At 65.1% G+C, this 25,113-nt stretch carries 20 protein-coding genes and 1 pseudogene; 9 read left to right on the forward strand and 12 right to left on the reverse strand.

Annotated features, from left to right (window positions below; translation table 11 throughout):
* Positions 1-162 precede the first annotated feature (162 nt).
* The 7 genes from purU (Q8Z05_RS05460) to glyA are packed head-to-tail and all read right to left on the reverse strand — an operon-like array spanning position 163 to position 9,091.
* Entirely contained in the window at positions 163-1,062 is a 900-nt protein-coding gene (purU, locus tag Q8Z05_RS05460; protein ID WP_305942476.1) for a formyltetrahydrofolate deformylase, read from the reverse strand.
* 3 nt (positions 1,063-1,065) lie between these two features.
* Positions 1,066-2,439 (reverse strand): L-serine ammonia-lyase, encoded by a 1,374-nt coding sequence (locus Q8Z05_RS05465; RefSeq protein ID WP_305942477.1) that lies wholly within the window; start codon positions 2,437-2,439, stop codon positions 1,066-1,068.
* Positions 2,439-3,074: a sarcosine oxidase subunit gamma gene (locus Q8Z05_RS05470; protein WP_305942478.1), complete on the reverse strand. Its 636-nt coding sequence runs from the start codon at positions 3,072-3,074 to the stop codon at positions 2,439-2,441. The genes Q8Z05_RS05465 and Q8Z05_RS05470 overlap by 1 nt, the downstream gene beginning before the upstream one ends.
* A complete protein-coding gene (locus Q8Z05_RS05475; RefSeq protein ID WP_305942479.1) occupies positions 3,067-6,030 on the reverse strand; it encodes a sarcosine oxidase subunit alpha family protein in 2,964 nt (987 codons plus the stop codon). Before Q8Z05_RS05475 ends, Q8Z05_RS05470 begins: the two co-directional genes overlap by 8 nt.
* A complete protein-coding gene (locus tag Q8Z05_RS05480) occupies positions 6,027-6,449 on the reverse strand; it encodes a sarcosine oxidase subunit delta (RefSeq protein WP_305942480.1) in 423 nt (140 codons plus the stop codon). The genes Q8Z05_RS05475 and Q8Z05_RS05480 overlap by 4 nt, the downstream gene beginning before the upstream one ends.
* Before the next feature lie 27 nt (positions 6,450-6,476).
* Positions 6,477-7,697, reverse strand: a complete 1,221-nt coding sequence (locus tag Q8Z05_RS05485; RefSeq protein ID WP_305942481.1) for a sarcosine oxidase subunit beta family protein — start codon at positions 7,695-7,697, stop codon at positions 6,477-6,479.
* Entirely contained in the window at positions 7,694-9,091 is a 1,398-nt protein-coding gene (gene glyA, locus Q8Z05_RS05490) for a serine hydroxymethyltransferase (RefSeq protein ID WP_305942482.1), read from the reverse strand. The genes Q8Z05_RS05485 and glyA overlap by 4 nt, the downstream gene beginning before the upstream one ends.
* A 157-nt stretch (positions 9,092-9,248) precedes the next feature.
* Between glyA and Q8Z05_RS05495 the strand changes: the two genes are divergently transcribed.
* Positions 9,249-9,920: a GntR family transcriptional regulator gene (locus Q8Z05_RS05495; RefSeq protein ID WP_305942483.1), complete on the forward strand. Its 672-nt coding sequence runs from the start codon at positions 9,249-9,251 to the stop codon at positions 9,918-9,920.
* A gap of 168 nt (positions 9,921-10,088) precedes the next feature.
* Here the strand turns inward: Q8Z05_RS05495 and Q8Z05_RS05500 are convergent, their stop codons facing one another.
* The 3 genes from Q8Z05_RS05500 to hxlB form a co-directional block, all read right to left on the reverse strand.
* A complete protein-coding gene (locus Q8Z05_RS05500; protein WP_305942484.1) occupies positions 10,089-10,673 on the reverse strand; it encodes a hypothetical protein in 585 nt (194 codons plus the stop codon).
* 485 nt (positions 10,674-11,158) lie between these two features.
* Positions 11,159-11,782, reverse strand: a complete 624-nt coding sequence (hxlA, locus tag Q8Z05_RS05505) for a 3-hexulose-6-phosphate synthase (protein WP_305942485.1) — start codon at positions 11,780-11,782, stop codon at positions 11,159-11,161.
* Between the two features lie 48 nt (positions 11,783-11,830).
* The gene (gene hxlB, locus Q8Z05_RS05510; protein WP_305942486.1) at positions 11,831-12,433 is read right to left on the reverse strand and encodes a 6-phospho-3-hexuloisomerase; all 603 of its coding nucleotides are present in this window, start codon (positions 12,431-12,433) and stop codon (positions 11,831-11,833) included.
* Positions 12,434-12,619: 186 nt separating this feature from the next.
* On the opposite strand from hxlB, the gene Q8Z05_RS05515 reads away from it, so the two are divergent.
* From Q8Z05_RS05515 to Q8Z05_RS05525, 3 genes and pseudogenes are all read left to right on the forward strand, one after another.
* Positions 12,620-13,909, forward strand: coding sequence for a helix-turn-helix transcriptional regulator (locus Q8Z05_RS05515; RefSeq protein WP_305943489.1), 1,290 nt, complete (start codon positions 12,620-12,622; stop codon positions 13,907-13,909).
* Between the two features lie 51 nt (positions 13,910-13,960).
* A pseudogene (locus Q8Z05_RS05520) lies at positions 13,961-14,523 on the forward strand (GNAT family N-acetyltransferase).
* A gap of 630 nt (positions 14,524-15,153) precedes the next feature.
* Positions 15,154-17,094 (forward strand): BCCT family transporter, encoded by a 1,941-nt coding sequence (locus tag Q8Z05_RS05525; protein ID WP_371745932.1) that lies wholly within the window; start codon positions 15,154-15,156, stop codon positions 17,092-17,094.
* Positions 17,095-17,583: 489 nt separating this feature from the next.
* Here Q8Z05_RS05525 and Q8Z05_RS05530 read toward each other — a convergent pair whose 3' ends face one another.
* Entirely contained in the window at positions 17,584-18,264 is a 681-nt protein-coding gene (locus Q8Z05_RS05530; RefSeq protein WP_305942488.1) for a GntR family transcriptional regulator, read from the reverse strand.
* A gap of 121 nt (positions 18,265-18,385) precedes the next feature.
* Between Q8Z05_RS05530 and purU (Q8Z05_RS05535) the strand changes: the two genes are divergently transcribed.
* Genes purU (Q8Z05_RS05535) through Q8Z05_RS05550 form a run of 4 tightly spaced genes read left to right on the forward strand, consistent with a single transcriptional unit; the run spans position 18,386 to position 23,372 of the window.
* A complete protein-coding gene (gene purU / locus Q8Z05_RS05535) occupies positions 18,386-19,300 on the forward strand; it encodes a formyltetrahydrofolate deformylase (protein ID WP_305942489.1) in 915 nt (304 codons plus the stop codon).
* Positions 19,301-19,354: 54 nt separating this feature from the next.
* Positions 19,355-21,844, forward strand: coding sequence for a GcvT family protein (locus tag Q8Z05_RS05540; protein ID WP_305942490.1), 2,490 nt, complete (start codon positions 19,355-19,357; stop codon positions 21,842-21,844).
* Between the two features lie 32 nt (positions 21,845-21,876).
* Complete coding sequence (locus Q8Z05_RS05545) at positions 21,877-22,503, forward strand: cyclodeaminase/cyclohydrolase family protein (RefSeq protein ID WP_305942491.1); 627 nt, start codon at positions 21,877-21,879, stop codon at positions 22,501-22,503.
* An 8-nt stretch (positions 22,504-22,511) separates the two neighbouring features.
* Positions 22,512-23,372, forward strand: a complete 861-nt coding sequence (locus tag Q8Z05_RS05550) for a bifunctional 5,10-methylenetetrahydrofolate dehydrogenase/5,10-methenyltetrahydrofolate cyclohydrolase (protein WP_371745969.1) — start codon at positions 22,512-22,514, stop codon at positions 23,370-23,372.
* Here the strand turns inward: Q8Z05_RS05550 and Q8Z05_RS05555 are convergent.
* On the reverse strand, positions 23,369-24,046 hold the full coding sequence (locus Q8Z05_RS05555) for a GntR family transcriptional regulator (RefSeq protein WP_305943490.1): 678 nt from the start codon (positions 24,044-24,046) through the stop codon (positions 23,369-23,371). The two genes, Q8Z05_RS05550 and Q8Z05_RS05555, sit on opposite strands and share 4 nt — an antisense overlap.
* A gap of 188 nt (positions 24,047-24,234) precedes the next feature.
* Here Q8Z05_RS05555 and Q8Z05_RS05560 point away from each other — a divergent pair, with 188 nt between their 5' ends.
* A complete protein-coding gene (locus Q8Z05_RS05560; RefSeq protein WP_305942493.1) occupies positions 24,235-25,107 on the forward strand; it encodes a methylenetetrahydrofolate reductase in 873 nt (290 codons plus the stop codon).
* Positions 25,108-25,113 lie beyond the last annotated feature (6 nt).

The raw sequence follows: 25,113 nt of genomic DNA on the forward strand, positions 1-25,113 counted from the left end.
AGGGACGCTCTCTCACTTAACGCACGAAAAAACGGGACGCTCTCTCACTTAACGCAGAAAAAGCCGGGACGCTCTCTCACTTCCCCCAAAGAAGTGAGAGAGCGTCCCGGTAGGACCGGCAGGAAGTGAGAGAGCGTCCCGGTAATGGCAGGGCGGACGTAGTTAGCGGAGCACTACCGTCCGGTTGCCGCGCAGGATGACCCGGCCTTCGCAGTGCCAGCGGACCGCGTTGGACAACGCCTTGCACTCGGTGTCGCGCCCGGCCGCCACCAAGTCTTCCGGACCGTACGTGTGGTCCACCTCCACCACCTGCTGGGCGATGATGGGCCCCTCATCCAGCTCGCCGTTGACGTAGTGCGCCGTGGCACCCACCGTTTTCACGCCGCGGGCGTAGGCCTGGTGGTACGGCTTGGCGCCCTTGAAACTGGGCAGGAACGAGTGGTGGATGTTGATGGCACGCCCGTCCAGCTTGCGGGTGAGCCCGTCGCTGAGGACCTGCATGTAGCGGGCCAGCACCACCAGTTCCACGTCGTACTCGTCCACCAGTTCCAGCAGCCGAGCTTCGGCCTCGGGCTTGGTGGCCGCGGTGACGGGCACGTGGAAGAACGGGATGCCGTGCCATTCCACCAATGTCTGGTGGTCGGTGTGGTTCGAGACCACTGCCACCACGTCCACCGGCAGTTCGCCGATCCTGGCGCGGAACAGCAGGTCGTTGAGGCAGTGCCCGAACTTGGACACCATGATCAGCACCTTGCGCTTGGCGCCATTCGGCTCCAGCCGCCAGCTCATCCCGAAGCGTTCAGCCACCGGGGCGAAAGCGGTCCGCAGCGTATCCGCGGTGGAGGCGTCGCCGTCGGACGCGAAGTGCACCCGCATGAAGAAGTGCCCTTCGGAACGTTCGCCGTACTGCTGGTTGTCGATGATGTCGCAGCCGTGTTCCAGCAGGAAACCGGAGACGGCGTGGACGATGCCCGGTGACTCGCGGCAGTCCAGGGTCAGGACATGCTCAACGGTGGTGGCCGGGTCGGGACGGGATGACGTTTCAGTCTGGATGGCAGTCATGGCTCAGCACTCAATCACGTTGACGGCGAGGCCTCCGCGGGAGGTCTCCTTGTACTTGGTTTTCATGTCGGCTCCTGTTTCGCGCATCGTTTTGATGGCTTTGTCGAGGGACACCTTGTGGCTGCCGTCCCCGTGCAGGGCAAGGCGGGCGGCGTTGATGGCTTTCACACTGGCAATGGCGTTGCGTTCGATGCAGGGGATCTGCACCAGGCCGCCCACGGGGTCGCAGGTCAGGCCGAGGTTGTGTTCGATGCCCACTTCGGCGGCGTTCTCCACCTGTTCGGGTGTGCCACCGAGGACCTCGCACAGGCCGGCCGCGGCCATGGAGCAGGCCGAGCCCACCTCGCCCTGGCAGCCGACTTCCGCGCCGGAGATGGAGGCGTTGATCTTGAACAGGATCCCGACGGCGGCCGCGGCCAGCAGGAAGCGGACCACACCGTCGTCGTCGGCTCCGGGAACAAACTTGGTGTAGTAGTGCAGCACCGCAGGAACGATCCCGGCCGCGCCGTTGGTGGGAGCGGTGACGATCCGCCCGCCGGCGGCGTTTTCCTCGTTCACTGCGAGGGCGAACAGGTTCACCCATTCCATCGCCCGGAGCGGATCGGTCACGCCGGTGTCCGCGGTCAGGGTCTTGAACAACGACGGCGCCCGGCGCCTGACGTTGAGCCCGCCGGGAAGGATCCCTTCCGCGGCGCAGCCGTTGTCCACGCATTCGCGCATGACGGCCCAGAGTTTCAGCAGTTCCGCGCGGAGTTCGGCTTCGCTGCGCCACACGAGCTCGTTGGCGAGCATGACGTCGGAGATGGACATGCCCTCGCGCTTGCAGATCGCGAGGAGTTCGTCGGCCGTGGTGAAGGGGTATGGCAGCGGCGTGTCGTCCGCGACCACTTTGTCTCCGGCGTCGGCGTCCCCGTCAACGACGAAGCCGCCGCCAATGGAGTAGAAGCTTCGTTCGCTGAGGACGGCGCCTTTGTGGTCCAGCGCGCGGAAGGTCATGCCGTTGGGGTGGGCGGGCAGGGACTTGCGGCGGTGCAGCACCACGTCCTCGTCCCAGTTGAAGTCCACCCGGTGGTCCCCGCCGATCCGGAGTTCGGCGTCGAGCGCGGCGGCGGCCACCTGGTCGTCGGCGGTGGAGGTGTCCACGGTTTCCGGGTCCTGGCCCTGGAGCCCGAGCACTACGGCTTTGTCGGAGCCGTGGCCCCGGCCGGTGGCGCCGAGCGATCCGAACAGTTCGGCCTGGACCCGTGTAGTGGCGCTCAGGTGGCCGTCACCTTTGAGCCCCTCGGCGAACAGTTTCGCCGCCCGCATCGGGCCGACCGTGTGTGACGACGACGGCCCGATGCCAACGGAGAAGAGGTCCAGGGCGCTCAGCGCCATCAGGGCACCTCGGGGGAGGCGTATTCCCTCATGGCGTCCAGGAGCCAGCGGCCCAGGTAGTCCGCGAACGAAGCCCGCGGGAAGAGCCGGAAGCTGTCCTCGCCGGACTTCAGCAGGACCACCGGGATGTTGCCCACCTCGGTGTTCAGCGCAGTTCCGGGCGTGAAGCTGCGGGGGTGCAGGTCCAGCGCACAGCCCTTCTCCAGGACGGCGCGGGCGCGCGGTCCGGCGAGTTCGAACGTGGTGCGGTTGGCGGAGAGGTCCACCACCTGTCCCGGAGCGTCGCCCAGGGCGGCTACGAGGGAGCCGATCAGGTTGCCGCCGAGGGAGTCGTGGGCTTCTTCCGGTGCCACCGCCAGGAACTCGGCGGGGCCGAGCCAGAGGACGCTGACGTCCTCCGTGCCGGCCACTTCGCCGCAGCGTGCCGGCAGGCCGCCGGCGACGGAGGCGATACGTGCTCCTTCCTCGGAGCGGGGGTCCACGCGGATCCCGGCCATGGTCTGGAACGGGCCTTCCTTCAGGACAACCGTTCCTTCCACGGAGCCGGCTTCCAGCGCGGCGGCCAGGTGTGAGGCCGGGCTGCGGCGGATGTCCCGGAGTCCATTGATGCCTGTCAGTGCTGCTGTGTTAGCCATCTTTGCGGGTCCCTTCGGGGTCAAAAAGTACGGTTTCTGCGACGACTACGTCAACGAGCTGGTCACCGGCGGCGGCCACGAGGGTCTCGCCGATGCGGTTGCGGCCGTTCTTGATCAGTGCCAGGCCAAAGGACCGGCCCAGGGCGGCGCTGTGGTAGCTCGAGGTCACGAAGCCCTGCATCGGGACGGGTCCGTAGGCGGGGTTGGTGGTAACACCCTTTTCCACGAGCTGGGTGCCTTCGGGCAGCCGCAGCGTTCCGTCCACGGGAAGGACGCTGACCAGGTGCTTGCGGTCCTCGCGCCGGGCGTCGGCCCGGGCGTAGGAGCGTTTGCCGATGAACTCCTTGGCCTTGGAGACCACCCATTCCATCCCCGCGTCCTGCGGGGTGACCGTGCCGTCGGTGTCCTGCCCGACGATCGGGTAGCCCTTTTCGGCGCGGAGCACGTGCATGGTTTCGGTGCCGTAGGGGGTGATGTTGAATTCGGCCCCGGCGGCTGCGACGGCTTCCCAGGTGTTCAGCCCGTACCAGGACGGCACGTTGATTTCGTAGGCCAGTTCGCCGGAGAAGGAGATCCGGCAGATCCGGGCCTGCACGCCGGAGGCGAGGGTGGTTTCGCGGAAGGTCATGAACGGGAAGGCTTCCGCCTCCAGTCCGCCGCCGGCGGCGAGTTCGGGCGCCACCTTGGCGATCACCGCGCGGGATTTGGGTCCGACGACGGCAATGGTGGACCACTGTTCGGTCACCGAGGTGCAGTGCACGTCCAGCTCGGGCCATTCGGTCTGCAGCCATTCCTCCAGCCAGTCCAGCACCTTGGCGGCGCCGCCGGTGGTGGTGGTCATGAAGAACCGGTCCTCGTCCAGGCGCAGGGTCACGCCGTCGTCGAAGATCATGCCGTCGGCCATGCACATCACGCCGTAGCGGGCGGAACCCGGGGCGAGCTTCTTGAACGCGTTGGTGTAGATCCGGTTGAGGAACTCACCGGCGTCCTTGCCGCGGATTTCGATCTTGCCCAGCGTGGTGGCGTCCATGAAGCCCACGGACTCGCGGACGGCGGCGCATTCACGCAGCACGGCGGTGTCCATGTCCTCCCCGGCCTGCGGGTAGTACCAGGGACGCTTCCACTGCCCGACGTCCTCGAACAGGGCGCCCTTGGCGAGGTGCCACGGGTGGATCGAGGTGACGCGGGCGGGGTCGAAGAGTTCCCCGCGCTGGCGTCCGGCGAGTGCCGCGAACGCCACCGGGGTGAACGGTGCACGGTAGGTGGTGGTGCCGATGTCGCCGATGCCCCGGGACGCTTCGCCGGCTGTGCGCAGTGCTGCGGCGATGACGCCGATCGCGTTGACGCCGGAGGTTTTGCCCTGGTCGTTGGCGGTGCTGATGGAGGTGTAGCGCTTGATGTGTTCCACGGACCGCATGCCGGCGCCGGTGGACCGCAGCACGTCAGCCACGGACTGGTCGCGCTGGAAGTCCACGAAGTGGTGGTGCCAGTCATCCGGCGTGCCCGCCTGGCCCGGGACCAGCCACAGCTGGCGGGTGGGGGCGGAGGCCTTCGGCTCGCCGATGACGGACGGCTTGGTTTCGGAGGCGAAGCCGGCGGCGATGGCCGCCGACGCACCGGCGGAGATGCCCTCGGCCAGGCAGTCAGCGAGGTCGAAGCTGCCGCGGCCGGAGCCGATGGTCTGCTGGTTCGGTACCACGGTACTCGGCACGAACGCCGCCAGCTCCTCGTCCCAGCGCAGCTTGCCCTGCCGCTGGGAGTGGAGGTGGACCAGCGGGCTCCAGCCGCCGGAGACTGCCAGCAGGTCGCAGGCGATCTCTTCGATGCCGGAGGTGAGTTCGCCGTCGTCGTTGATGCTGCGGACGGTGACGGAGGTCAGCCGGCCGCCGTTTGATCCGGCGTCGCCGGACTCATCAGCAGCGGTGTTGGCCACCGCGCTGCCGATCAGCACGCGGGTGCCGGATTCGACGGCGGCGGCAGCCGCCTCCGTGAGGCGGGGACGGGCATCCACGACGGCGGCGACCTTGACGCCGGCGGCCCGCAGGTCCGAGGCCAGGGCGTAGGCGCTGTCGTTGGTGGTGCTGATGACAACGCGCTGGCCGGCGGCCACGGCGTAGCGGTTGAGGTAGCTGCGGACGGCGGAGGCCAGCATGATTCCGGGGCGGTCGTTGTTCTCGAACACCAGCGGGCGTTCGTGGGCGCCGGGCGCCACCACCACCTGGTTGGCACGGATGTGCCAGATCCGCTGCCGGGACACGCCGGGGGCGGCCGGGCTGGAGAGGTGGTCGGTGCGGTTCTGGACCGCCACGACGTAGTTGGCGTCGTAGGCGCCGAAGGCAGTGGTGCGGTTCAGGACGGTGCATTCGGCCGCGGACACGAGTTCGGCTTCCACGTCAGCCACCCATTCAAGGGCGGGCTTGCCTTCGATGGCCTCGGCCAGCTCGGGAGCGGTGGAGCCGGACAGGAGCGTGCCGCCCAGTTCGGGCTGGTCGTCCAGCAGCATGACGCGGGCGCCGGTGCGTACGGCTTCGCGGGCAGCGGCCAGGCCGGCGGGGCCGCCGCCGATCACCAGGACGTCGGTGTGCACGAACTTCTTGTCGTACTCGGCGCGGTCTTCCTCGGGGTCCAGGCGGCCCAGGCCGTTGAGCAGGTCCGCCTTCAGGCCGTCCACCAGGGTGACGGTGGTGGCGGGAAGCATGGACTCCGCCACGTGGCCCGGGAACCGTGCCTCGACCCTGACGAGGGCGTTGGATTCCTCCACGCCGGCGGACATGATGCCGCGGGGGCGGTCCTCGTACAGCGAGTTGCCGGTAGCGATCCGGCCGTTGGCGAGCAGCGCCGAGGCGAGCGTATCGCCGGGGTGTCCTGTGAATTCCTCGCCGTCCACGGTGAAACGCCAGGAGATGCTGCGGTCGATGCGTCCGCCGGCGGCGAGGCGGGCGTTCTGGGAAGTCACTTGGTTGCTCCTTCCGGGGCGGTGGTGCTGGAGGCGTTGGTGCTGGTTTCAGCGATGCTGGTTGCCGAGGTGCTGGGTCCGGCGGACCCGGTGGTGGTGCTGTCAGCGGCGAGGCTGGCAGTGCCGGATTCGGCGGCCGCGGCGGCGGCTGCGGGACGGGGCGTGCCCATCGGGTAGACGGCCTGGATGTCGTAGCTGACGGTGTCGCGGAGCATGTTGAACCACTGGCGGCAGCCGGTGCTGTGGAGCCACCGTTCGGCAAAAACGCCCTTGGTGTTATCGCGGTAGAACAGGAACTCGGCCCATTCGCGGTCGTTCAGTTCGTTCGGGTTCTCCGGGTAGGGCACGTGGGCCTGGCCGCCGTAGTGGAACTCGGTCTCGTCGCGCGAGCCGCAGTTGGGGCATGAGATAAGCAGCATGTGCGTCTTCTTTCTATGGGACGGCGGCTAGTGGGCGACGGCGGCTGCGCCGTGTTCGTCGATCAGGGCACCGGTTTCGAAGCGTTCCAGCGCAAACGGCTTGTTCAGCTTGTGCGGTGCCCCGGTGGCGATGGTGTGGGCGAAGGTGAGGCCGGCAGCAGGGGTGCCCTTGAAACCGCCCGTTCCCCAGCCGCAGTTGACGAACATGTTCTCCACCGGCGTGGTGCCCACGATGGGCGAGGCGTCCAGGGTGGTGTCCACGATGCCGCCCCAGGTCCGGAGCACGTGTGCCCGGGCGAAGATGGGGAACAATTCAACGGCGGCGGCCATCTGGTTCTCGATCACGTGGAAGGAACCGCGCTGGCCGTAGCCGTTGTAGGAGTCCACGCCGGCGCCCATGACCAGTTCGCCCTTGTGCGCCTGGGAGACGTAGACGTGCACGTGGTTGGACATGACCACCGTCGGGTGGACCGGCTCGTGCAGTTCAGAGACCAGGGCCTGGAGCGGGTGCGACTGGATGGGCAGCCGGAAGCCGGCCATTTCAGCCAGGACCGAGCTGTGGCCGGCCGCGCACAGGCCCACCTTTTCAGTGTTGATGGTGCCGCGGTTGGTCTTGACGCCCACCACGCGGTTGCCGTCCTTGAGGAAGCCGGTGACTTCGCAGTTCTGGATGATGTCCACGCCGAGCTCGTCGCACTTGCGGGCGAAGGCCCAGGCCACGTGGTCGTGCTTGGCGATGCCGGCACGGGGCTGGTAGGTGGCGCCCATGACGGGGTAGCGGATGTTGTCGCTGATGTTCAGGATGGGGCAGAGTTCCTTGACCTGGTCCGGCTCCAGCCATTCCGCGTCCACGCCGTTGAGCTTGTTCGCTCCGACGCGGCGGATGCTTTCGCGGACATCGCCGAGGGTGTGGGCCAGGTTCATGACGCCGCGCTGGCTGAACAGGAAGTCGTATTCGAGCTCTTCCGGCAGGATCTCCCACAGCTTCAGTGCGTGCTCGTAGATGGCCGCGCTCTCGTCCCAGAGGTAGTTGGAACGGATGATGGTGGTGTTGCGGGCCATGTTGCCGCCGGCCAGCCAACCCTTTTCAAGGACGACGATGTTGGTCATGCCGTGGTTCTTGGCCAGGTAGTAGGCCGTTGCCAGGCCGTGTCCGCCGCCGCCGACAATCACGGCGTCGTAGGAGGACTTGGGCTCCGGGTTGCGCCAGAGGAAATCCGGGTGCTCGGGGAGGAGATCTGCACTCACTGGGCTGCTCCAATCAGGTCTGATTCGAAGGCGGCAATCTCGGTGCCGTTGATGAGGTGGGGGTAGAGCGGGAACTGGTCGGCGAGGGCGGTGACGCGGGCGCGGAGTTCGACGGCGGTATCCTCGCTGAGCGATGCGCCGCCGGTTTCGCTGCCGGCGGTTTCGCTGCCGGCAGTTTCGCTGCCGGCGGTTTCGTTGCCGGCAGCGGCGATCAGTGCCGTCGCAATAATGTCGGCCACTTCGGCGAATTCCACGGCGCCGAAGCCGCGGGTGGCGAGGGCGGGTGTGCCGATCCGCAGGCCGGAGGAGACCATCGGAGGGCGGGGGTCGAACGGCACGGCGTTGCGGTTGACCGTGATGCCGATCCGGTGCAGTGCGTCTTCGGCCTGCTGCCCGTCCAGTTCAGAGTTCCGGAGGTCCACCAGGACCAGGTGCACGTCGGTTCCGCCGTTGACCACGGAGATACCTGCTGCGGCCACGTCGTCGCGGAGGAGGCGCTCGGCCAGCAGCTTGGATCCCTGCAGGACGCGTTCCTGGCGTTCCTTGAACTCCGGCGAGCCGGCCAGCTTGAAGGCCACGGCCTTGGCGGCGATGACGTGCTCCAACGGGCCGCCCTGCTGGCCCGGGAACACTGCGCTGTTGATCTTGCGGGCGTACTCCTCCTTGGCCAGGATGACGCCGCCGCGGGGACCGCCGAGGGTTTTGTGCGTGGTGGTGGTGACGACGTCGGCATACGGCACCGGATTGGGGTGCAGCCCTGCAGCGACCAGGCCGGCGAAGTGGGCCATGTCCACCATGAGGTAGGCGCCAACCAGGTCGGCGATCCGGCGGAACTCGGCGAAGTCGAGCTGGCGGGAGTACGCGGACCATCCGGCCACGATCAGCCGGGGGCGGTGCTCCAGGGCGAGGGCCTCCACTTCGGCCATATCGATCCTGAGGTCCGATTCACGCACGTGGTACGGAACCACGTTGTAGAGCTTGCCGGAGAAGTTGATCTTCATGCCGTGGGTCAGGTGCCCGCCGTGGGCGAGGTTCAGGCCCATGATGGTGTCGCCCGGGTTCAGCAGGGCGAACATGGCGGCGGCGTTGGCCTGCGCGCCGGAGTGCGGCTGCACGTTGGCGAACTCCGCGCCGAACAGCGCCTTCACCCGGTCAATGGCCAGCTGCTCGATCACGTCAACGTGCTCGCAGCCGCCATAGTAGCGCTTGCCCGGGTAACCCTCGGCGTACTTGTTGGTCAGGACCGAGCCCTGTGCCTCCATGACCGCCGCGGGGGCGAAATTCTCCGAGGCGATCATTTCCAGCGTTGACTGCTGGCGGTCCAGCTCGCGGACAATGGCCTGCTGGACCTCGGGATCGACTGCGGAAAGTCGCTCGTTCAACTGCTCAACCACGGTTGCTCCTTTGAAATACTATTGCTGCAAAACTAATATATTAGTGTGAGTGCAATGGTATGATTGGGATCACAAGAGAGTCAAGGGGTGGAAGCAAAGTGACACTGAGCTTCCGCTTGGAACCCGGATTCTAAGTAGCGATGAATGGAGCGGCGCCTTGAATGCACTTCCCGCCCTGGCCTCCGTCGAGGACGAGGCCCCGTCCCAGGCGGAGGCCGCGTACCGGCAGCTGCGCGACAAGCTGATCATGCTGGAGATCCGCCCGGGCGAACCCATCAATGATGGCCAGCTGGCGGTCGAGTTCGGATCCGGCCGTACTCCTGTGCGCGAAGCGATCAAGCGGCTGGAGGTGGACCACCTGGTGGTGTCCTATCCCCGCCGGGGAACTTTCGCCACGAACGTTGACTTCACGGAGTTGGCCGATGTGTCGGAGGTCCGGGAGCTACTCGAACCGCTGGCGGCGCGGCGCGCGGCCACCAGAGCTAGTGCGGCCATGCGCCGCGAACTGCTGCAGGTGGCCAGGACCATCGCCGAACTGGAGCCCAGTCCCGCGGAGTCCCGCGAACTCATGCGGTACGACCTGACGGTCCACCGCCTCATCTACAAGGCGGCCGCGAACCCGCACCTGGAGAACACCCTGATCCGCTACGACAACCTTGCTACCCGGATCTGGTGCGTGGTCCTGGACAAGGTTCCGTCAGTGAGCGGCCACATCACTGAACATGTGGAACTCCTCGAAGCGGTTGCGGAGGGCGACGCCGACAGGGCTGCCAAGCTGGCGCTGCACCACGTCACGAGCTTCGAGGAAACGATCCGGAAGGTGCTCTAAGCCGCCTCCACCCCGGACGCTCTCTCACTTTTGGCGCCAAAAACCGAAACGCTCTCTCACCTATCGCATATTAAAACGAAACGCTCTCTCACTTTCCTCAAGAAAGTGAGAGAGCGTTTCGCCTGGAGCGGCAGGAAGTGAGAGAGCGTCCCGAGGGAGGTGGCAGCGCTACCGGCCGCCTCCCCCGATCACCCCGCCTCCCCCGATCACCCCGGCTTCCACGGCTTTGGTGACGGCGTCGGCTTCAGCCTGGGTCAGCTTGCCGTCGATGACGGCAGTGTCCAGCCGGGTCTTGAGGGCTGCTGCCCGTTCGGCCTGGCTGGCCGCGCGGATTTCCTCCAAGGCTGCGGTGACCTTGGATTCCTCGACGCCGAGCGCTTCAGCCAGGGACTTCGCCATCTCCGCGTCCATGGCGGAGCGGTCCGGCTTGGTTCCTTCGGCCGGCTTGGTGCCATCCGCCGCCTCGGTGGGCTTGTTGGCCTCCCGGAACGCCTGGATGGCCTCGGTCACCTTGGCTTCCCCGACGCCGAGCTTCGTTGCCAGGTCTGCTGCGAGCTGTCCTCGGTCGCCGCCGCCCTTGTGTCCGCCGCGCTTTCCGCTCTCAGTGGCTGTTGAGCTGTCGGTGCTGGCCGACGCCGTGGCGCTGGGGGTGGGGGTCTCTGCCGCCGAGGCCATCCCGGTAACTCCGAGTCCGGCGCCCAGCGCAAGTGCCCCGGCCGTCAGGCCGAGCGTGATTCTCTTCGTGTGTGACATTCTGATATCTCCTCGATCCGCCGTATGAAACGGCTCTGTGGGGAAGAACGGCCGGTTTGCACCGTCCTTCACTCAAAGATGCAGCGCCAACATAGGGCACTGCTGTTCGGATCCTGTCGGCATGCTGTGAATGCTTGCCGGGAGGTCACGCCACCCGCCGAAGACGTTGAAGCGCAGTGCGTCAGCCGTGCTTCTTCCAGCGCCTGGGCCAGCGGATATTCAACAACAGCAGTCCCAGCAGCAGCGAGTCCACGGTGACGATGGCCGCTGTCAGGTACGCCCAGCCGATCATCATGGGGTGCTCACCGCCACCCGACGGCCGACGGTACGGGGTTGCATCACAGTGCCCATGACAATCTCCTGACGTGGATCCCCCCAGTCAATCGATTAGTCCACCAAGTGTGGCACGGCTGCGGCCCGGGCGGAACGGCGGTCACTACTCGAATCCGGCCGCCGTTCCGCACCTCGGGCCGCGGCAATACTTGCTAAATGATTGCGGCGCGCAGTTCCTTCGCGGCCAGCGCGGGATCAGCGGCGCTGTAGATGGAACCACCGACGACGGCGACATCGGCACCGGCGCGCTGCACTGCGTTGATGGTGGAAATGTTCACTCCGCCGGCGACGGAGAACGGCACCCGGGCTTCCTCGCCGGCGCTAAGCAGCACATCCAGGTTGAAGCCGGGTTTCGCCTGCTCGTCGAGGCCCGCGTGGAACTCGATGAACTTGGCGCCCAGGGCGCGGGCTTCCTGGGCGCGGGTAACTTTGTCCGCGACGCCGATCAGGTCAACAACGATGCCCTTGTTGTGGGCCTTGGCTGCCTTGACGGCGCCGGCAATGGTGGAGTCGTCGGCGCTGCCCAGGACGGAGACCAGGTCTGCGCCCGCGCTGAAAGCGATCTCGGCTTCGAGTTCGCCGGCGTCCATGGTCTTCATGTCGGCAAAAACGATCTTGTCCGGGTGGGCCGTCTTGACGGCGGTCACGGCGGACAGCCCGGCGTTCTTCACCAGCGGCGTGCCGAGTTCGATGATGTCAACGTATTCGGCAACTTTGCCGGCGAGTTCAAGGGCAGCTTCGACGGTGAGGACATCCATGGCGACTTGCAGTTTCATGTGTTTCTTCCTTGGGGTTGTTTGGGTGGTATCTGGGCGGTCTGTGGTTTATTCGAGGTTGGCGTGGCGTTCCCAGAGTTCTTCGGCTGCTGCCGCATCCTCATCCCAGAGGCTTTGGAAGACGGCTTCGGTGGTGGCGAACAGAACCTGTTCGAAGAGGCTGCCCGAGTACTGCCGGGAGACGGCGGTGCCGTGGTCAGTTTTTTGCGCAGCCGGGATGAGTACGACGGCGGCAGCCACCGCCGCGAGCGGGGAACCGGTGTTGGTGGTGTAGGCGGCCACCCGCGCACCCTGGCCGGCCGCGGTTTCGGCCGCTTTGACGACGCCGGCAGTGGTACCGGAGCCGGAGGCTGCCAGTAACAGGTCGCCCGGACGGATGGCCGGCGCGGTTGTCTCGCCGACCACGTGCACCGTCAGCCCGAGGTGCATCAGCCGCATGGCCGCCATTTTCAGGACGAGGCCGCTTCGACCGGCACCCGTCACGAAGATCCTGTCGGCCAGACGCATTTCGGTCACGAGGGACGCGACCTGCGCCGGATCAACGCGCTGGAACACTTCGCTGATTTCGTCCTGGACAAGAATCCGGTTGTGGATGAAGGCCCGGGATGTGTCGGCATGGGCGGCCGGATCGGTTTCCGTGATGACGCTCATTGGCTGCTACTCCTTGTACGAGAGTTGTTACATATTCATCCTGACTCTCCTGCAGGGTAGGTCCAACGCCATGATCGGACGGTCTCTCCTACCCAAAAGGGTAGGCACGGGAAAAGAAATCCGTAGAATGGGCAGGTGAGCAAACACTCCGACACCTATGCTGCCCTCGTTATCCCCACCCCCGGCCTGCCCCGGACCGTCGAGGAGGCGCAGTCATTGCTCGGCGCGGTAGCCGCGTTGTCCACCGCGCCGCTGGCCACCATTGCACAGCGATTGCGGGACGCCGTTGACCCGTATCTGGGCAGTAGCGCGCTGGTGATCTTCACGGAGGACTGCACGGGCCGGCCCCAGAAGAAAGCCGGCGACGAAGCCGTCATCAGCCGGGTATCCATCGCCGAACTCGACCACATCCGCGCCGCCCTGCCTGAGGGCGGAGCTTCGCCGGGCGGGGCGTGGCAGGGCGACGCCGTCCTTGGCGGTGAGGAACGCCCGGTTCTGGCCCTTTCCTCGCCGAGCAACGCGCTGCTGGTGTTCACAGACCCGCAGCCTCGTCCGGATCCGGCGGAGCATGCGGCCGCAGAGCGGATGCTCCGCTACCTGTGGGCCCTCGCAGCCGAACGGATCCGGGAAAAGGTGGCTGATGCGCCGCCGTCGTACCTCATTGAATCCCGCGCGGCCTCGGCCGAGCGGGTCAGGGTGACCGCCGAACTGGTGGACCGTCACTCCACCACCCTCGAAACCCTGCTGGCCGCGCTGCGGTCGCCCGCACTGGCGGATGACGCAGCGCGGAAGTCCGCCACCGACGTCGCCGCCAAGGCATTGGTGGGGCTCCGCACGCTCAGCGACCGCACCACAGAACTCGTGGAGGAACCGGTCGCCACCGCGTTCCAGCGTCTCCGCGAGGACCTGAAACCATTGGCGCATTTCAGCGGCATCGACGTTCAGTTCATCGAGCCTCCCCTCAATGGCCGCGCCCTGCCCGGCGAAGTGGCCCATGCGGCGCGGGCGATCGTCAGGGGCCTGGTACTTGCCATGGTGGATCAGGGCGGCGTCCGCCGGATACGCACTCAATGGGACTGCGACGGCGAAAACCTCCTGGTCAACGTCCGCGACGACGGCCCGGGCGAACTGTCCAAGGCGGCACCCAACATGGCCCGCCTGGGCCAGCGCGTGGAGGCCCTCAACGGCCGCATGTCGGTGGATGTGATGTCCGGCTGGGGAGCTGACGTCGCCGTGTCAATTCCCCTCGATCCGCCGGCCGGTCCGCTGGCGGATGTCTCAGGCTGGAAGCTCGCCGAACGGGAACTGGAGGTACTGCAGCTGCTGGCCGCGGGACAGCGGAACCGGGCCATCGCGGCGAAACTGCACATCAGCGAGAACACCGTGAAGTTCCACCTGCGCAATATCTACCGGAAGGTTGGCGCAACCTCACGCACGGAAGCTATCGCCATGGCCCACAGCAGCGGCCTGCGCTAGCCGGGCCTTTGCGCCCTTGCCCCGGCGACCGGCCAGTGACAGGGTGGCGGCATGGCAATCGAAATCCGTCCGGCGACGCAGTTCGAGGACGTGCAAACGATAGTTGGCCCCAAGAGCCCCGGGGCCAACGTCTGCTGGTGCCTGAGCTACCGGATCCCGTCAAAGCAGAATGTGGAACTGCGCGGCCCGGCACGCGGGGACCTCGTGAGGGAACTGGTCCGGGAGGATCCGCCGCCCGGTGTGGTTGCGTACGACGGCGACGAGGCGGTGGGCTGGGCAGCTGTCCATCCGCGGGCGGACACCAGTTTTTCCCGCAACCGAAAGATTCCCCACGTTGACGACCTCGACGTGTGGTCGGTGTGGTGCGGCCCGGGCACCGAGGCCAGGGCATCTCGCACCTGCTGCTGCAGGGCGCCGTCGAGTTCGCCCGCAGCCACGGCGCGCCGGCCATCGAGGGCTACCCGGTGGACAACCAGGGCAGGAAAGTGGACCTCACCATGGCATATGTGGGCACCCGGAAGCTCTTCGAACAGGCGGGGTTCGCCAAGGCCTCCGACACCGGTTCCGTGATCAACGGCTTCCCTCGCGTGATCATGCGCCGTTCCCTGCGTTGATATCTGTGAAAGATCGCGCCTGCCACGAGCTTCGGCGCCAGGGCTTCAGCGTCGCCTTACGCAACATGCATCACGATATGCAACAGGGTGACGCATGCCGCGATCGGTGTCAAGGTACTGCCGGAACATGCGAAATACCTTGACTTTGCGCGTGACCTGGCGCACTCTGTTGCTTACCGCGAATTGTGTTGACTCTTGCGGAACAATCTCCGAAGCCTAAGGTAGACCGTTTGCGAATCCAGTCCCTGAACTCTAAAGAGGTGCACCATGCACAAGGCCTGCCCGCTCAGGGAATCCGCTCCCGGGGAGGCGCCATGGCTCGAAACCGCTCCGCCTATCGCCGTCTTCCACACGGACGAAGGTGAGCTGGTGTTCCGCCGGCCAAACTGCCGGTCCGCACACACAACGTCAAGATCGTCGACGGCAACATCATGGTCATCGAATCGGACGAAGCCCCCAACCTTCCGCCCGGTCTAGCTCCCGAAGGCCATGTTTAAACGCAAGCCCATGACTCGCCGAGATAAGGACCCGCTCATGGCTATTAATAGTGAAGTAACATCCCCTAAACCCAACGAGGCTCCTACCGACAGCAGTCCGGCGGATTCTCCCGACAACCCGGATGCTGAAAGTATGGATAGCTCCCGCGAAGCAACCCGCATCTCAACTGATGAAATTCCACCCTCAGTCCTCGAACCAGAGGACGGCATAACCGCAAGCCTGCCGGATGAAGAAGAATACGCTCAAATCCTTGAGGAACTTCGCCAAAGCAAAACAGAGCAGGCCGTCTCCAAACGCCGGAACCAGAAACTAACCCTCGACAAGGTCACCTTCGGGATCACAGGCGCCATTGCCATCGCCTTCGTGATCTGGGGCTTTGTCGGCAAGGACAGCCTGTCCAGCACCTCCAAGGACGCCCTCGACTGGGTGATGGAATACACCGGTTGGCTCTTTATGGTGCTGGCCTCCCTTTTCGTTGTTTTCGTCCTCTGGCTGGCCCTCGGCAAGTTCGGAAACATCCCCCTGGGCAAGGACGGTGAGAAGCCCGAATTCCGAACCGTCTCCTGGGTGTCCATGATGTTCGCGGCCGGCATGGGTATTGGACTCATGTTCTACGGCGTCGCTGAACCTCTCTACCACTACGTCTCTCCCCCGCCCGGAACCGTCGACGGCCGCACGCCCGCAGCCATTCAGACCGCCATGGCAACATCCATCTTCCACTGGACCCTGCACCCCTGGGCCATGTACGCCGTGGTGGGAATCGCCATGGCCTACGGAACCTACCGGCTGGGCCGCAAGCAACTCATCTCGGCAGCCTTCACCTCACTGTTCGGCATCAGGATGGTGGAAGGACCGGTGGGAAAATTCATCAACATCCTGGCCATCTTTGCCACCCTCTTCGGCACCGCCGCATCGCTGGGCCTGGGCGCCCTCCAGATCGGCAGCGGCATGACATCGAACGGCTGGGTAGGGGAAATCGGGACTCCGGTGCTCGTGGTTATCGTAGCGATCCTCACGTCCTGCTTCGTCGCCTCCGCCGTCTCAGGCATCAGTCGCGGCATCCAGTGGCTCTCGAACATCAACATGGTCCTGGCCGTGATCCTCGCCCTCATCGTGTTCGTTGCCGGCCCCACCCTGTTCATCCTGAATCTCATCCCGTCCGCGGTTGGCGACTACGCCCGGGACCTCGCCGAGATGTCCTCCCGCACGGAAGCCGTCGGCGACGAGGCCCTGCGCACCTGGATGTCCGGCTGGACCATCTTCTACTGGGCCTGGTGGATTTCCTGGACGCCCTTCGTGGGCTTGTTCATTGCCCGGATCAGCCGCGGCCGCACGATCCGCCAGTTCGTCACCGGCGTCCTGCTCGTCCCCAGCATCGTCAGCGTCATCTGGTTCTCGATCTTCGGCGGCACGGCGTTCCGTGTCCAGGAGGAAGCCGACAAGGCAAACGCTCCCGGCCTGGTAACGATGGTCGACGGAAGTCCGTCCATCAATTTTGATGGAGCACTCTTCGACCTGGTCAAGAACCTGTCGATGCCGGACTGGCTGACAGCAGCAGTGATCGTCCTGGCGATGGTCCTGGTCGGGATCTTTTTCATCACGGGTGCCGATGCGGCCTCCATTGTGATGGGATCACTTAGCTCCAACGGCGCCGAGGAGCCACGTCGGGGAGTGGTCATTTTCTGGGGCACGCTCACCGGTGCAGTGGCGGCGGTCATGCTCCTTGCCGGCGGCGATGAGCCCTCGGCGGCTTTGTCCGGCCTGCAGCGGATTACCATCGTGGCGGCGCTGCCGTTCGTGCTGGTCATGCTGCTGCTGTGCTTCGCCCTGGCTAAGGACCTCCGACGCGACCCGCTGTCCTTGCGCCGGCGTCTGGCCACCTCCGTGGTGGAGCGGGCCATTCGTACCGGGGTGGAACAGCATGGCGGCGTCCAATTCGACCTCGTCACCAGGCACGATTGCGCCGAGAAATGCTCTGACTCGGACTGCCACGGCGGGACCCTAACCGGCGGTATCCCAACTGTCGGGAAGCCCGGCAGCGACGATACCAAGCCAAAGACCAACCTCAACTAATTAATCCCCTAGTTCTGTCCCCGGCGGCAACCCCTTCGCGCCGGGGACAGAACTTTTTTCGCACCAGCAAAGGCTTAACAGACATGTCCCAGCATCAGGAACAAGACAGCATCCTTCGCGTTTCCAGCGACAGCGGCAGCACCGTAACCCTCCACCTCGACGCATCCGCACCCGTGACCGTCCGACTTCAGGTTGACGGGGGCTGCACCTGCGAGCACACGCCCCGGCCCGGCTCATACATTGATAGTGACCCGGGTTCGCGATGACGAGGACCGCGGTGCTCCTCAAAACATGCACGGCTTGAAATCATGACCGTCCAATTCGGAATCCCCGTGCTACGCGCCGCGCCCGACAGCCGCGGACCTGCGACACAGCCGAGGGAAAGATCATGAGCTGCTTGTTTTCCCGTGAGGAGTTCAACCTCCTGGGTCTCCTGCGGGGCGGGGCGGACGACGACGTCATCGACGTCCTGCCGCCCTTTGCCGGAGGCTAGGCGGCAAAGAGGGCCTGGCGGACAGCATGCTCGAAACCGCTGACGTGAACGCGCGCCAGCTCCGCAGCCCGTGCCTCATCGCCGTCAATGACTGCACGCAGGAGGTCGAGGTGCTCGCGGACATGGTGGGAGAGATCCGGAAGCCGGTCCAAAACCATGCACCAGATCCGGGTGGCAAGGTTGTCGTAGCGAATGAGGACGTCTTCCAGGTGGGGGTTCGCAGCAGCCGCATAAATACCCTGGTGCACGCTGGCGTCGAGGCGCAGGGTTTCGACGACCGAGGCCGCGCTCACGTCAAAGGCCTCAACCTCCTCCATCACGCTGCGTAACCGCGCCCTGGTTGCCGGCGAAGCCACGCGCGCGGCCCTGGCGGCCGCCAATGGCTCCAGCTGGGCGCGGATTTCAGAGATGAAAGCAAGGTCGGTCACCTCAACCCGGGTGGCGAAAGTTCCGCGACGGGGGTAGGTGACCACGAGGCGGTCCAGCTCAAGGCGCTTGAGGGCTTCCCGCACGGGCGTCCGCCCCACGCCCAGGTCCTTGGAGAGGACCTCGTCATTGAGGAGGTCGCCTGGCTTGATGTCCAGCATCAGCAGCCGGTCCCGGATGCTCGCATACGCAACGTCCGCCAGGGACTTTCCAGCCGCAGCATCCGTAAAGGCCAAAGATTCAAATGCCACGGTAGCAACCCCTTCCATCACGCCATTTATGGCTATTGACCTCACCCAATGACCAGTATACGCTAGGTGGGAATTCTAATATATCAGTATCGACCACAAGAATATATCTAAAGGAGGCACCATGACCCTCGTGGATACCGGCTTAGCTGCCAGCACCCAGGCCCAGTCCCTCGCAGTAGCGGACAAGCCTGCGCAGAAGTTCGTGCTCACACTGTCGTGCGGCGAACGCGCAGGCATCGTTCAGGCTGTCACCACATTCCTGTTTGAGCGGGGTTTCAACATCGACGAGCACCAGCAGTTCGACGACGGCCTGCGCCAAACACTTCACCTGCGCACTGCGTTCTCTCGTTCCTCGGCCTACTCCCGGGACAAGCTCGAAGAAGAGTTCCGTCCGATCGCGGACCGTTTCGGGATGAAGTTCGAGGTCCACGACCAGACCAAACAACGCGTCCTCGTCATGGTGTCCAAGTTCGGCCACTGCCTCAATGACCTGATCTTCCGCTGGCGCGGCGGCAGCCTCGGCGGGGATCTCGTTTTGGTGGTTTCCAACCACGAAACCCACCGGGCGATGGCGGAGGCCGCGGGCCTCCCGTTCGTCCACATTCCCGTGACGTCCGAGACCAAGGCAGACGCAGAGCGTCAACTGCTCGACCTGATCGACGAGCACAACATCGACCTCGTGGTGCTGGCGCGCTACATGCAGGTGCTTTCCAACGACCTTTGCCGGGCCCTGGAGGGACGGGCCATCAATATCCACCATTCCTTCCTCCCCGGATTCAAGGGCGCGCGCCCCTACCACCAGGCCTACGATCGCGGAGTCAAACTCGTGGGGGCCACGGCGCACTACGTGACTGCCGACCTTGACGAGGGTCCCATCATCGAACAGGAAGTCATCCGGGTCGATCACACGTACGGCCCCACCACCCTCTCCACCGTCGGCCAGGACGCGGAAGCCCTGGCCCTGTCCCGCGCTGTGCGGTGGCATTGCGAGCACCGAGTGCTGCTGGACCAGACCAGCACCGTGGTGTTCCGGTAACCACAACCGCAACCCAGCAGAGTCCACGCACGAAACATCAGCAGGAGAAACCACATGGCATCGACGCCACGCATTGTCATCATCGGAGCTGGAATCGTCGGCACCAATCTGGCCGACGAACTTGTCACCCGGGGTTGGAACAACATCACTGTCCTGGATCAGGGACCGCTGAACATGCCCGGCGGCTCAACGTCCCACGCCCCCGGCCTCGTTTTCCAGACGAACCCTTCAAAGACCATGGCAACCTTCGCCAAGTACACGGTTGAGAAGCTCCTGTCCCTGACCGAGGACGGCGTCAGCTGCTTCAACCAGGTCGGCGGCCTGGAAGTCGCCACCACCGAGACCCGCCTCGCGGACCTGAAGCGGAAGCTCGGCTATGCCGCCGCGTGGGGCATCGAAGGCAGGATCCTCTCCCGCACCGAGTGCAAGGAGCTCTACCCCCTCTTGAACGAGGAAGACATCCTTGGCGGCCTCCACGTTCCCAGCGACGGCCTGGCACGTGCCGCCCGCGCCGTCCAGCTGCTGATCAAGCGCACGGAAGCCGCAGGCGTCAAGTACTTGGGCAACACGACGGTGACGGGCATCGAACAGTCGGACCACCGGGTCACCGGCGTCCAGACGGCCGAAGGCACCATCCCCGCCGACATCGTGGTCTCCTGTGCCGGTTTCTGGGGCGCCAAGATCGGCGAGATGATCGGGATGTCCGTCCCGCTCCTGCCGTTGGCCCACCAGTACGTGAAGACCACTCCGGTGCCGGCGCAGAAGGGACGCAACGAACTGAACGATGCTTCCCTGCCGATCCTGCGGCACCAGGACCAAGACCTCTACTACCGCGAGCACGGCGACCGCTACGGCATTGGTTCCTACGCGCACCGCCCCATGCCCGTGGACCTTGATGAACTGGGGTCTTACGACCCCAACAGCATCACTGAACACAACATGCCCTCGCGTCTCGATTTCACCCTGGACGACTTCCTGCCGGCATGGGAGGCCACCAAGCAGCTGCTGCCGGCCCTGCACGAAAGCGAAATTGAGGACGGTTTCAACGGCATCTTCTCCTTCACTCCCGACGGCGGACCCCTGGTGGGCGAGTCCAAGGAACTCGATGGCTTCTTCGTGGCCGAAGCCGTCTGGGTCACCCACTCGGCCGGCGTGGCCCGTGCCGTCGCCGAACTCCTGACCACGGGGAGGTCGCAGATCGACCTCGGAGAATGCGACATCCACCGCTTCGAAGAAGTCCAGCTGACCCCCGAATACGTCAGCGAAACGTCCCAGCAAAACTTCGTGGAAATCTACGACGTCCTGCACCCGCTGCAGCCCAAGCTCTCGCCGAGGAACCTGCGCGTCAGCCCCTTCCACGCCCGCCACAAGCAGCTGGGCGGTTTCTTCCTGGAGGGCGGCGGGTGGGAGCGCCCCTACTGGTTCGAAGCCAACGCGGATCTCCTCAAAGAGATGCCGGCGGAATGGCAGCCCCCGGCACGCGACGCCTGGTCCGGGATGTTCAGCTCGCCCATCGCCGCCGCCGAAGCCTGGAAGACCCGCACCGCGGTGGCCATGTACGACATGACGCCACTCAAGCGCCTTGAGGTATCCGGCCCCGGCGCCCTCAAGCTGCTGCAGGAGCTGACAACCGCGGACATGTCCAAGAAGCCCGGAGCCGTCACCTACACCCTCCTGCTGGACCATGCCGGCGGCATTCGCAGCGACATCACGGTGGCGCGGCTGAGCGAAGACACCTTCCAGCTCGGCGCCAACGGAAACATCGACACCGCCTACTTTGAGCGGGCCGCACGGCACCAGACGGAAAATGGCAGCGCCAGCGACTGGGTCCAGGTGCGCGACACCACCGGCGGGACATGCTGCATCGGCCTCTGGGGACCACTGGCACGCGACCTTATCAGCACCGTCAGCAGCGACGACTTCTCCAACGACGGCCTGCGCTATTTCCGGGCCAAGAAGGTCGTCATCGGCGGCGTCACCGTCACCGCTATGCGGCTGTCCTACGTCGGTGAGCTGGGCTGGGAACTGTACACCAGCGCAGACAACGGCCAGCGCCTGTGGGACGCACTGTGGAAGGCAGGTCAGCCGTTCGGCGTGATCGCCGCAGGCCGCGCCGCATTCAGCTCACTGCGCCTGGAAAAGGGCTACCGCTCATGGGGCACCGACATGACCACGGAGCACGACCCGTTGGAAGCGGGACTTGGTTTCGCCGTGAAGATGGCCAAGGAAAACTTCGTCGGCAAGGAAGCACTGGAAGGCCGGACCGAGGAGAATGCCGCTCGCCGGCTGCGCTGCATCACAGTCGACGACGGTCGCAGCATCGTGCTGGGCAAGGAACCGGTGTTCTACAAGGACCAGGCGGTGGGCTATGTCACCAGCGCAGCCTACGGCTACACCGTTTCAAAGCCGATCGCCTACGCCTACCTGCCGAGTGAAGTCTCATTGGGTGATTCCGTGGAAATTGAGTACTTCGGCCGGCGTATCCAAGCCACCGTCACGGAGGATCCACTGTACGACCCCACCATGACCAGGCTTCGCGGCTGACATTCCGCAGGCCCCCAGCCAGGAACGGACCCATGATCAGTTCAGAAACAATTAGCGACTACCTCTCCAGGCTTGCCTCCCGCCAGCCCACTCCCGGCGGAGGTGCGGCTGCTGCCCTGCATGCCGCCCAGGGCGCCGCGCTCGTGGCCATGGTTGGCCGATACACTACCGGCGGCAAATTCGAGCAGCACGCCGCAACAGTGGAGCGAATCATCCAGGCCGCTGACGAGCTCGTAGATGAAGCCCTGCGCCTCGCCGACGCCGACGAGCGTGCTTTCCAGGGCGTCATCGATGCCTACAAGCTCGCTTCCGGGACGGACGAACTCAAAACCGCACGGGCAGCAGCCATTAGGGATGCCCTTGTTCAGGCAGCGCAGACTCCCGCACAGCTCATAAAAGTTGCCGGTGCCGTGGTGGACCTGGCCACCGAACTGTTCGACGTTGCCAACCCGAATGTCATCAGCGACGTCGCAGCTGCCGCCGATGCCGCCCGGGCAGCTGCGACCACAGCCCGCGTGAACATCGACATCAACGTGGTGGCCGTCAAGGACCCGGATGCACGCACGCTGCTGGCCCATCAAACAGACGGGCTCGAGGACAAAGTCGTCCTGGCAGCGGACTCCCTTGCGGCACGCGTACGCGAAAGGATCCTCAGTTGAGCATTGCAATGCTGTCCGGCAAGCCGCTCGCCGGCCTCATCCAGGAGAGGGCCACGGACGCGGCCCGGGCACTCGAAAACGACGGCCTGCGCCCTACCCTGGCCGTAGTCGTTGCAACGGACGACGAGTCCACGCTCTGGTACGTCCGGTCGATCGAGCGGGCAGCAGAACGTGCTGGTGTCGGCTGCAGAATCATCGACCTGGGACACGACGCTACAGAGCAAGTCCTCGCCAGCGTACTGACGGACCTGAGCGCGGCACCGGCAATCAATGGCATCATCCTGCAGACCCCGCTGCCTCCCAATGTACGGACGGATGAGCTGGTGGGTCACATCGCCCCGGAGAAGGACATCGACGGAGCCAATCCGTTGAGCCTTGGCCGGCTGGCAGTGGGTCAGCCTGCCTTCGCTCCCGCTACGGCCCGCGCTGTCGTCGAAATCCTTGACCACTACGATATCCCGGTGTCGGGCCGGAACGTTGTCGTGGTGGGCCGGTCCGCCGTCGTCGGAAAGCCGCTCTCCCTTCTGCTTCTGGAAAGGGACGCCGCCGTTACCGTCTGCCATTCGAGGTCGGGCCCGTTGGAGAAGTACACCCGTGCTGCCGACATCGTGGTTGTCGCTGCCGGGCGGACCGGCCTGCTGACCGGCAGCCAGGTGTCACCTGGAGCGGTGGTAGTCGACGTCGGCACAAACGTCCTTGCGGACGGTTCCCTGGTGGGAGATGTGGACGCGGACAGCGTCCGCGGAATTGCAGCGGCCCTGACTCCGGTCCCGGGTGGCGTCGGGTCAGTGACCACAGCCTTGCTAATCCTGCACACTGCAGAGGCCGCGCGTGAACAGTCAGTGGCCGGCCGGTTGCCCGTGGCCTAGAGGACGGCCCGGATCAGGTTCTCAAATTCGGTGACGTGCCTGGAGGTCAGCCGGGCGGCTGCCTCCGGGTCGCCGTCCGCGATGATTTCAAGCAATTCGATGTGCTGCGCAATGTGTTCTGAGACCGGAGGCAGCTTTTCCAGGACGAGGCTCCAGATCCGGGTCGCCAGGTTGTCGTAGCGAATCAGGACATCCTCCAGGTGCCGGCTACCCGCCGCCCGGTAAATCGCCCGGTGAACCCGCATATCCAACCGCATGAGATCCCGTTGCGCCAGCCGGCCGGCCAGGAGTTGCTCCACTTCCCGGGCGAACTCCCTCAATTCCTGCTTCATCCGGGGCGAAGCCACCCGGGCGGCACGCGCTGATGCAGCAGGTTCCAGGAGCTGCCGTATCTCGGAAATCTCGGCCAGGTCCGTAATATCCACGCTGGAGGCAAACGTCCCCCGGCGGGGGTAGGCCACCACCAAATGGTCACTCTCAAGACGCTTCATGGCTTCCCGGATGGGCGTCCTGCCCACTCCGAGCCGTCGGGAAAGGGACTCGTCATTGAGCGGTTCCCCGGGTTTGATGTCGAGGACGATCAGTTCGTCGCACAGTACCCGATAGGCATAGTCGGCGTATGTCTCGTCGTCCTGGCGCTCGGGTACATCGGCATTCCCGGTTTCGACCGGTATCTCGGCGCTGCGTGTCACTTTCGGGTCCCTTCCGCTGCGTGCCGGAGCCTTGACGCGAACCGCTCCATGAACATACTATTCCTAGAACTGATATATCAGTAAATCGGAATAGGAATGTCAGCATTCTTTTCCAGCTGCGGACAACTGCCGCAACCGGCAGCCGGACGGTTGCCAATGAACGGAGAACCATGAACATGGAAGCTGCCGCACAAATGCGGTTGGAAGTTGTTCCCTCTGCCGATCTGCTCAGCCGGCTTCCGCTCATCTTCGAGGCACCAGGCACAGTAAGCGTCACGTGCCTTCCGCACCACGGGCCTGAGAAGACGGTAGCAACTTCGATCGAGCTTGTGCGGCGCGGCTACCGGCCGGTCCCCCACCTTGCCGCCCGCAGCATCGGCAGCCAAGCCGAACTGCACGCACTGCTGCAGCGCCTGATCGATGAGGGCATCAACGAACTGTTCCTCGTGGCAGGTGACCGCCGCACGCCTGCGGGCCCCTACTCCTGGAGCGGCGAACTCATGGAAGCGGTAAGGGCCTTCGCCCCGGAACTGTCTGTCGGTGTCGCCGGATACCCGGAAGGCCACCCGCAGTTCAGCGCGGAGCAGCTGAGGAACAGCCTGGAGGCCAAGGCGCCCATGGCCACCTCCCTGGTAACGCAGATGTGCTTCTCCGCCGACGCCATCAGCCAATATCTTGGGGCACTCCGCCGCAGCGGGGTCCGGCTCCCCGTATGGGTCGGTGTCCCCGGTCCGGTCTCCGTGAAGAAACTGCTCGCGATGGGCGCTCGCTTGGGAGTGGGCCGATCACTCAAACTGGCGCGCGGAACGGGCATGGCCGGAGCCCTCTGGCGACGCGCCGACGTTCTGGATTTTGACAGCGCCCGCCTCATCCGGGAAGTGCAGCAAAAACTGGCAAACGACCCCTTGTTTGCGGGATTCCACGTCTACACCTTCAACGACTTCGACCGGCTGCCGGGACTTCTGGACAGCCTTCCCCTGCTGGAGCCTCGCTCCACACCCGGCATCAACCGCCCGCAGGCTCTATCTCCTGCCAAGATCTGAAGGGAA

The organism is Arthrobacter oryzae, assembly GCF_030718995.1.
GTDB lineage: Bacteria > Actinomycetota > Actinomycetes > Actinomycetales > Micrococcaceae > Arthrobacter > Arthrobacter oryzae_C.

Excerpts from the sequence above, each read along its gene's own strand:
- purU (WP_305942476.1), bottom strand. The coding sequence starts at position 1,062 with ATGACTGCCATCCAGACTGAAACGTCATCCCGTCCCGACCCGGCCACC.
- Q8Z05_RS05465 (WP_305942477.1), bottom strand. The coding sequence starts at position 2,439 with ATGGCGCTGAGCGCCCTGGACCTCTTCTCCGTTGGCATCGGGCCGTCG.
- Q8Z05_RS05470 (WP_305942478.1), bottom strand. The coding sequence starts at position 3,074 with ATGGCTAACACAGCAGCACTGACAGGCATCAATGGACTCCGGGACATC.
- Q8Z05_RS05480 (WP_305942480.1), bottom strand. The coding sequence starts at position 6,449 with ATGCTGCTTATCTCATGCCCCAACTGCGGCTCGCGCGACGAGACCGAG.
- Q8Z05_RS05500 (WP_305942484.1), bottom strand. The coding sequence starts at position 10,673 with ATGTCACACACGAAGAGAATCACGCTCGGCCTGACGGCCGGGGCACTT.
- hxlA (WP_305942485.1), bottom strand. The coding sequence starts at position 11,782 with ATGAAACTGCAAGTCGCCATGGATGTCCTCACCGTCGAAGCTGCCCTT.
- hxlB (WP_305942486.1), bottom strand. The coding sequence starts at position 12,433 with ATGAGCGTCATCACGGAAACCGATCCGGCCGCCCATGCCGACACATCC.
- Q8Z05_RS05525 (WP_371745932.1), top strand. The coding sequence starts at position 15,154 with ATGGATAGCTCCCGCGAAGCAACCCGCATCTCAACTGATGAAATTCCA.
- purU (WP_305942489.1), top strand. The coding sequence starts at position 18,386 with ATGACCCTCGTGGATACCGGCTTAGCTGCCAGCACCCAGGCCCAGTCC.
- Q8Z05_RS05540 (WP_305942490.1), top strand. The coding sequence starts at position 19,355 with ATGGCATCGACGCCACGCATTGTCATCATCGGAGCTGGAATCGTCGGC.
- Q8Z05_RS05545 (WP_305942491.1), top strand. The coding sequence starts at position 21,877 with ATGATCAGTTCAGAAACAATTAGCGACTACCTCTCCAGGCTTGCCTCC.
- Q8Z05_RS05550 (WP_371745969.1), top strand. The coding sequence starts at position 22,512 with ATGCTGTCCGGCAAGCCGCTCGCCGGCCTCATCCAGGAGAGGGCCACG.
- Q8Z05_RS05560 (WP_305942493.1), top strand. The coding sequence starts at position 24,235 with ATGAACATGGAAGCTGCCGCACAAATGCGGTTGGAAGTTGTTCCCTCT.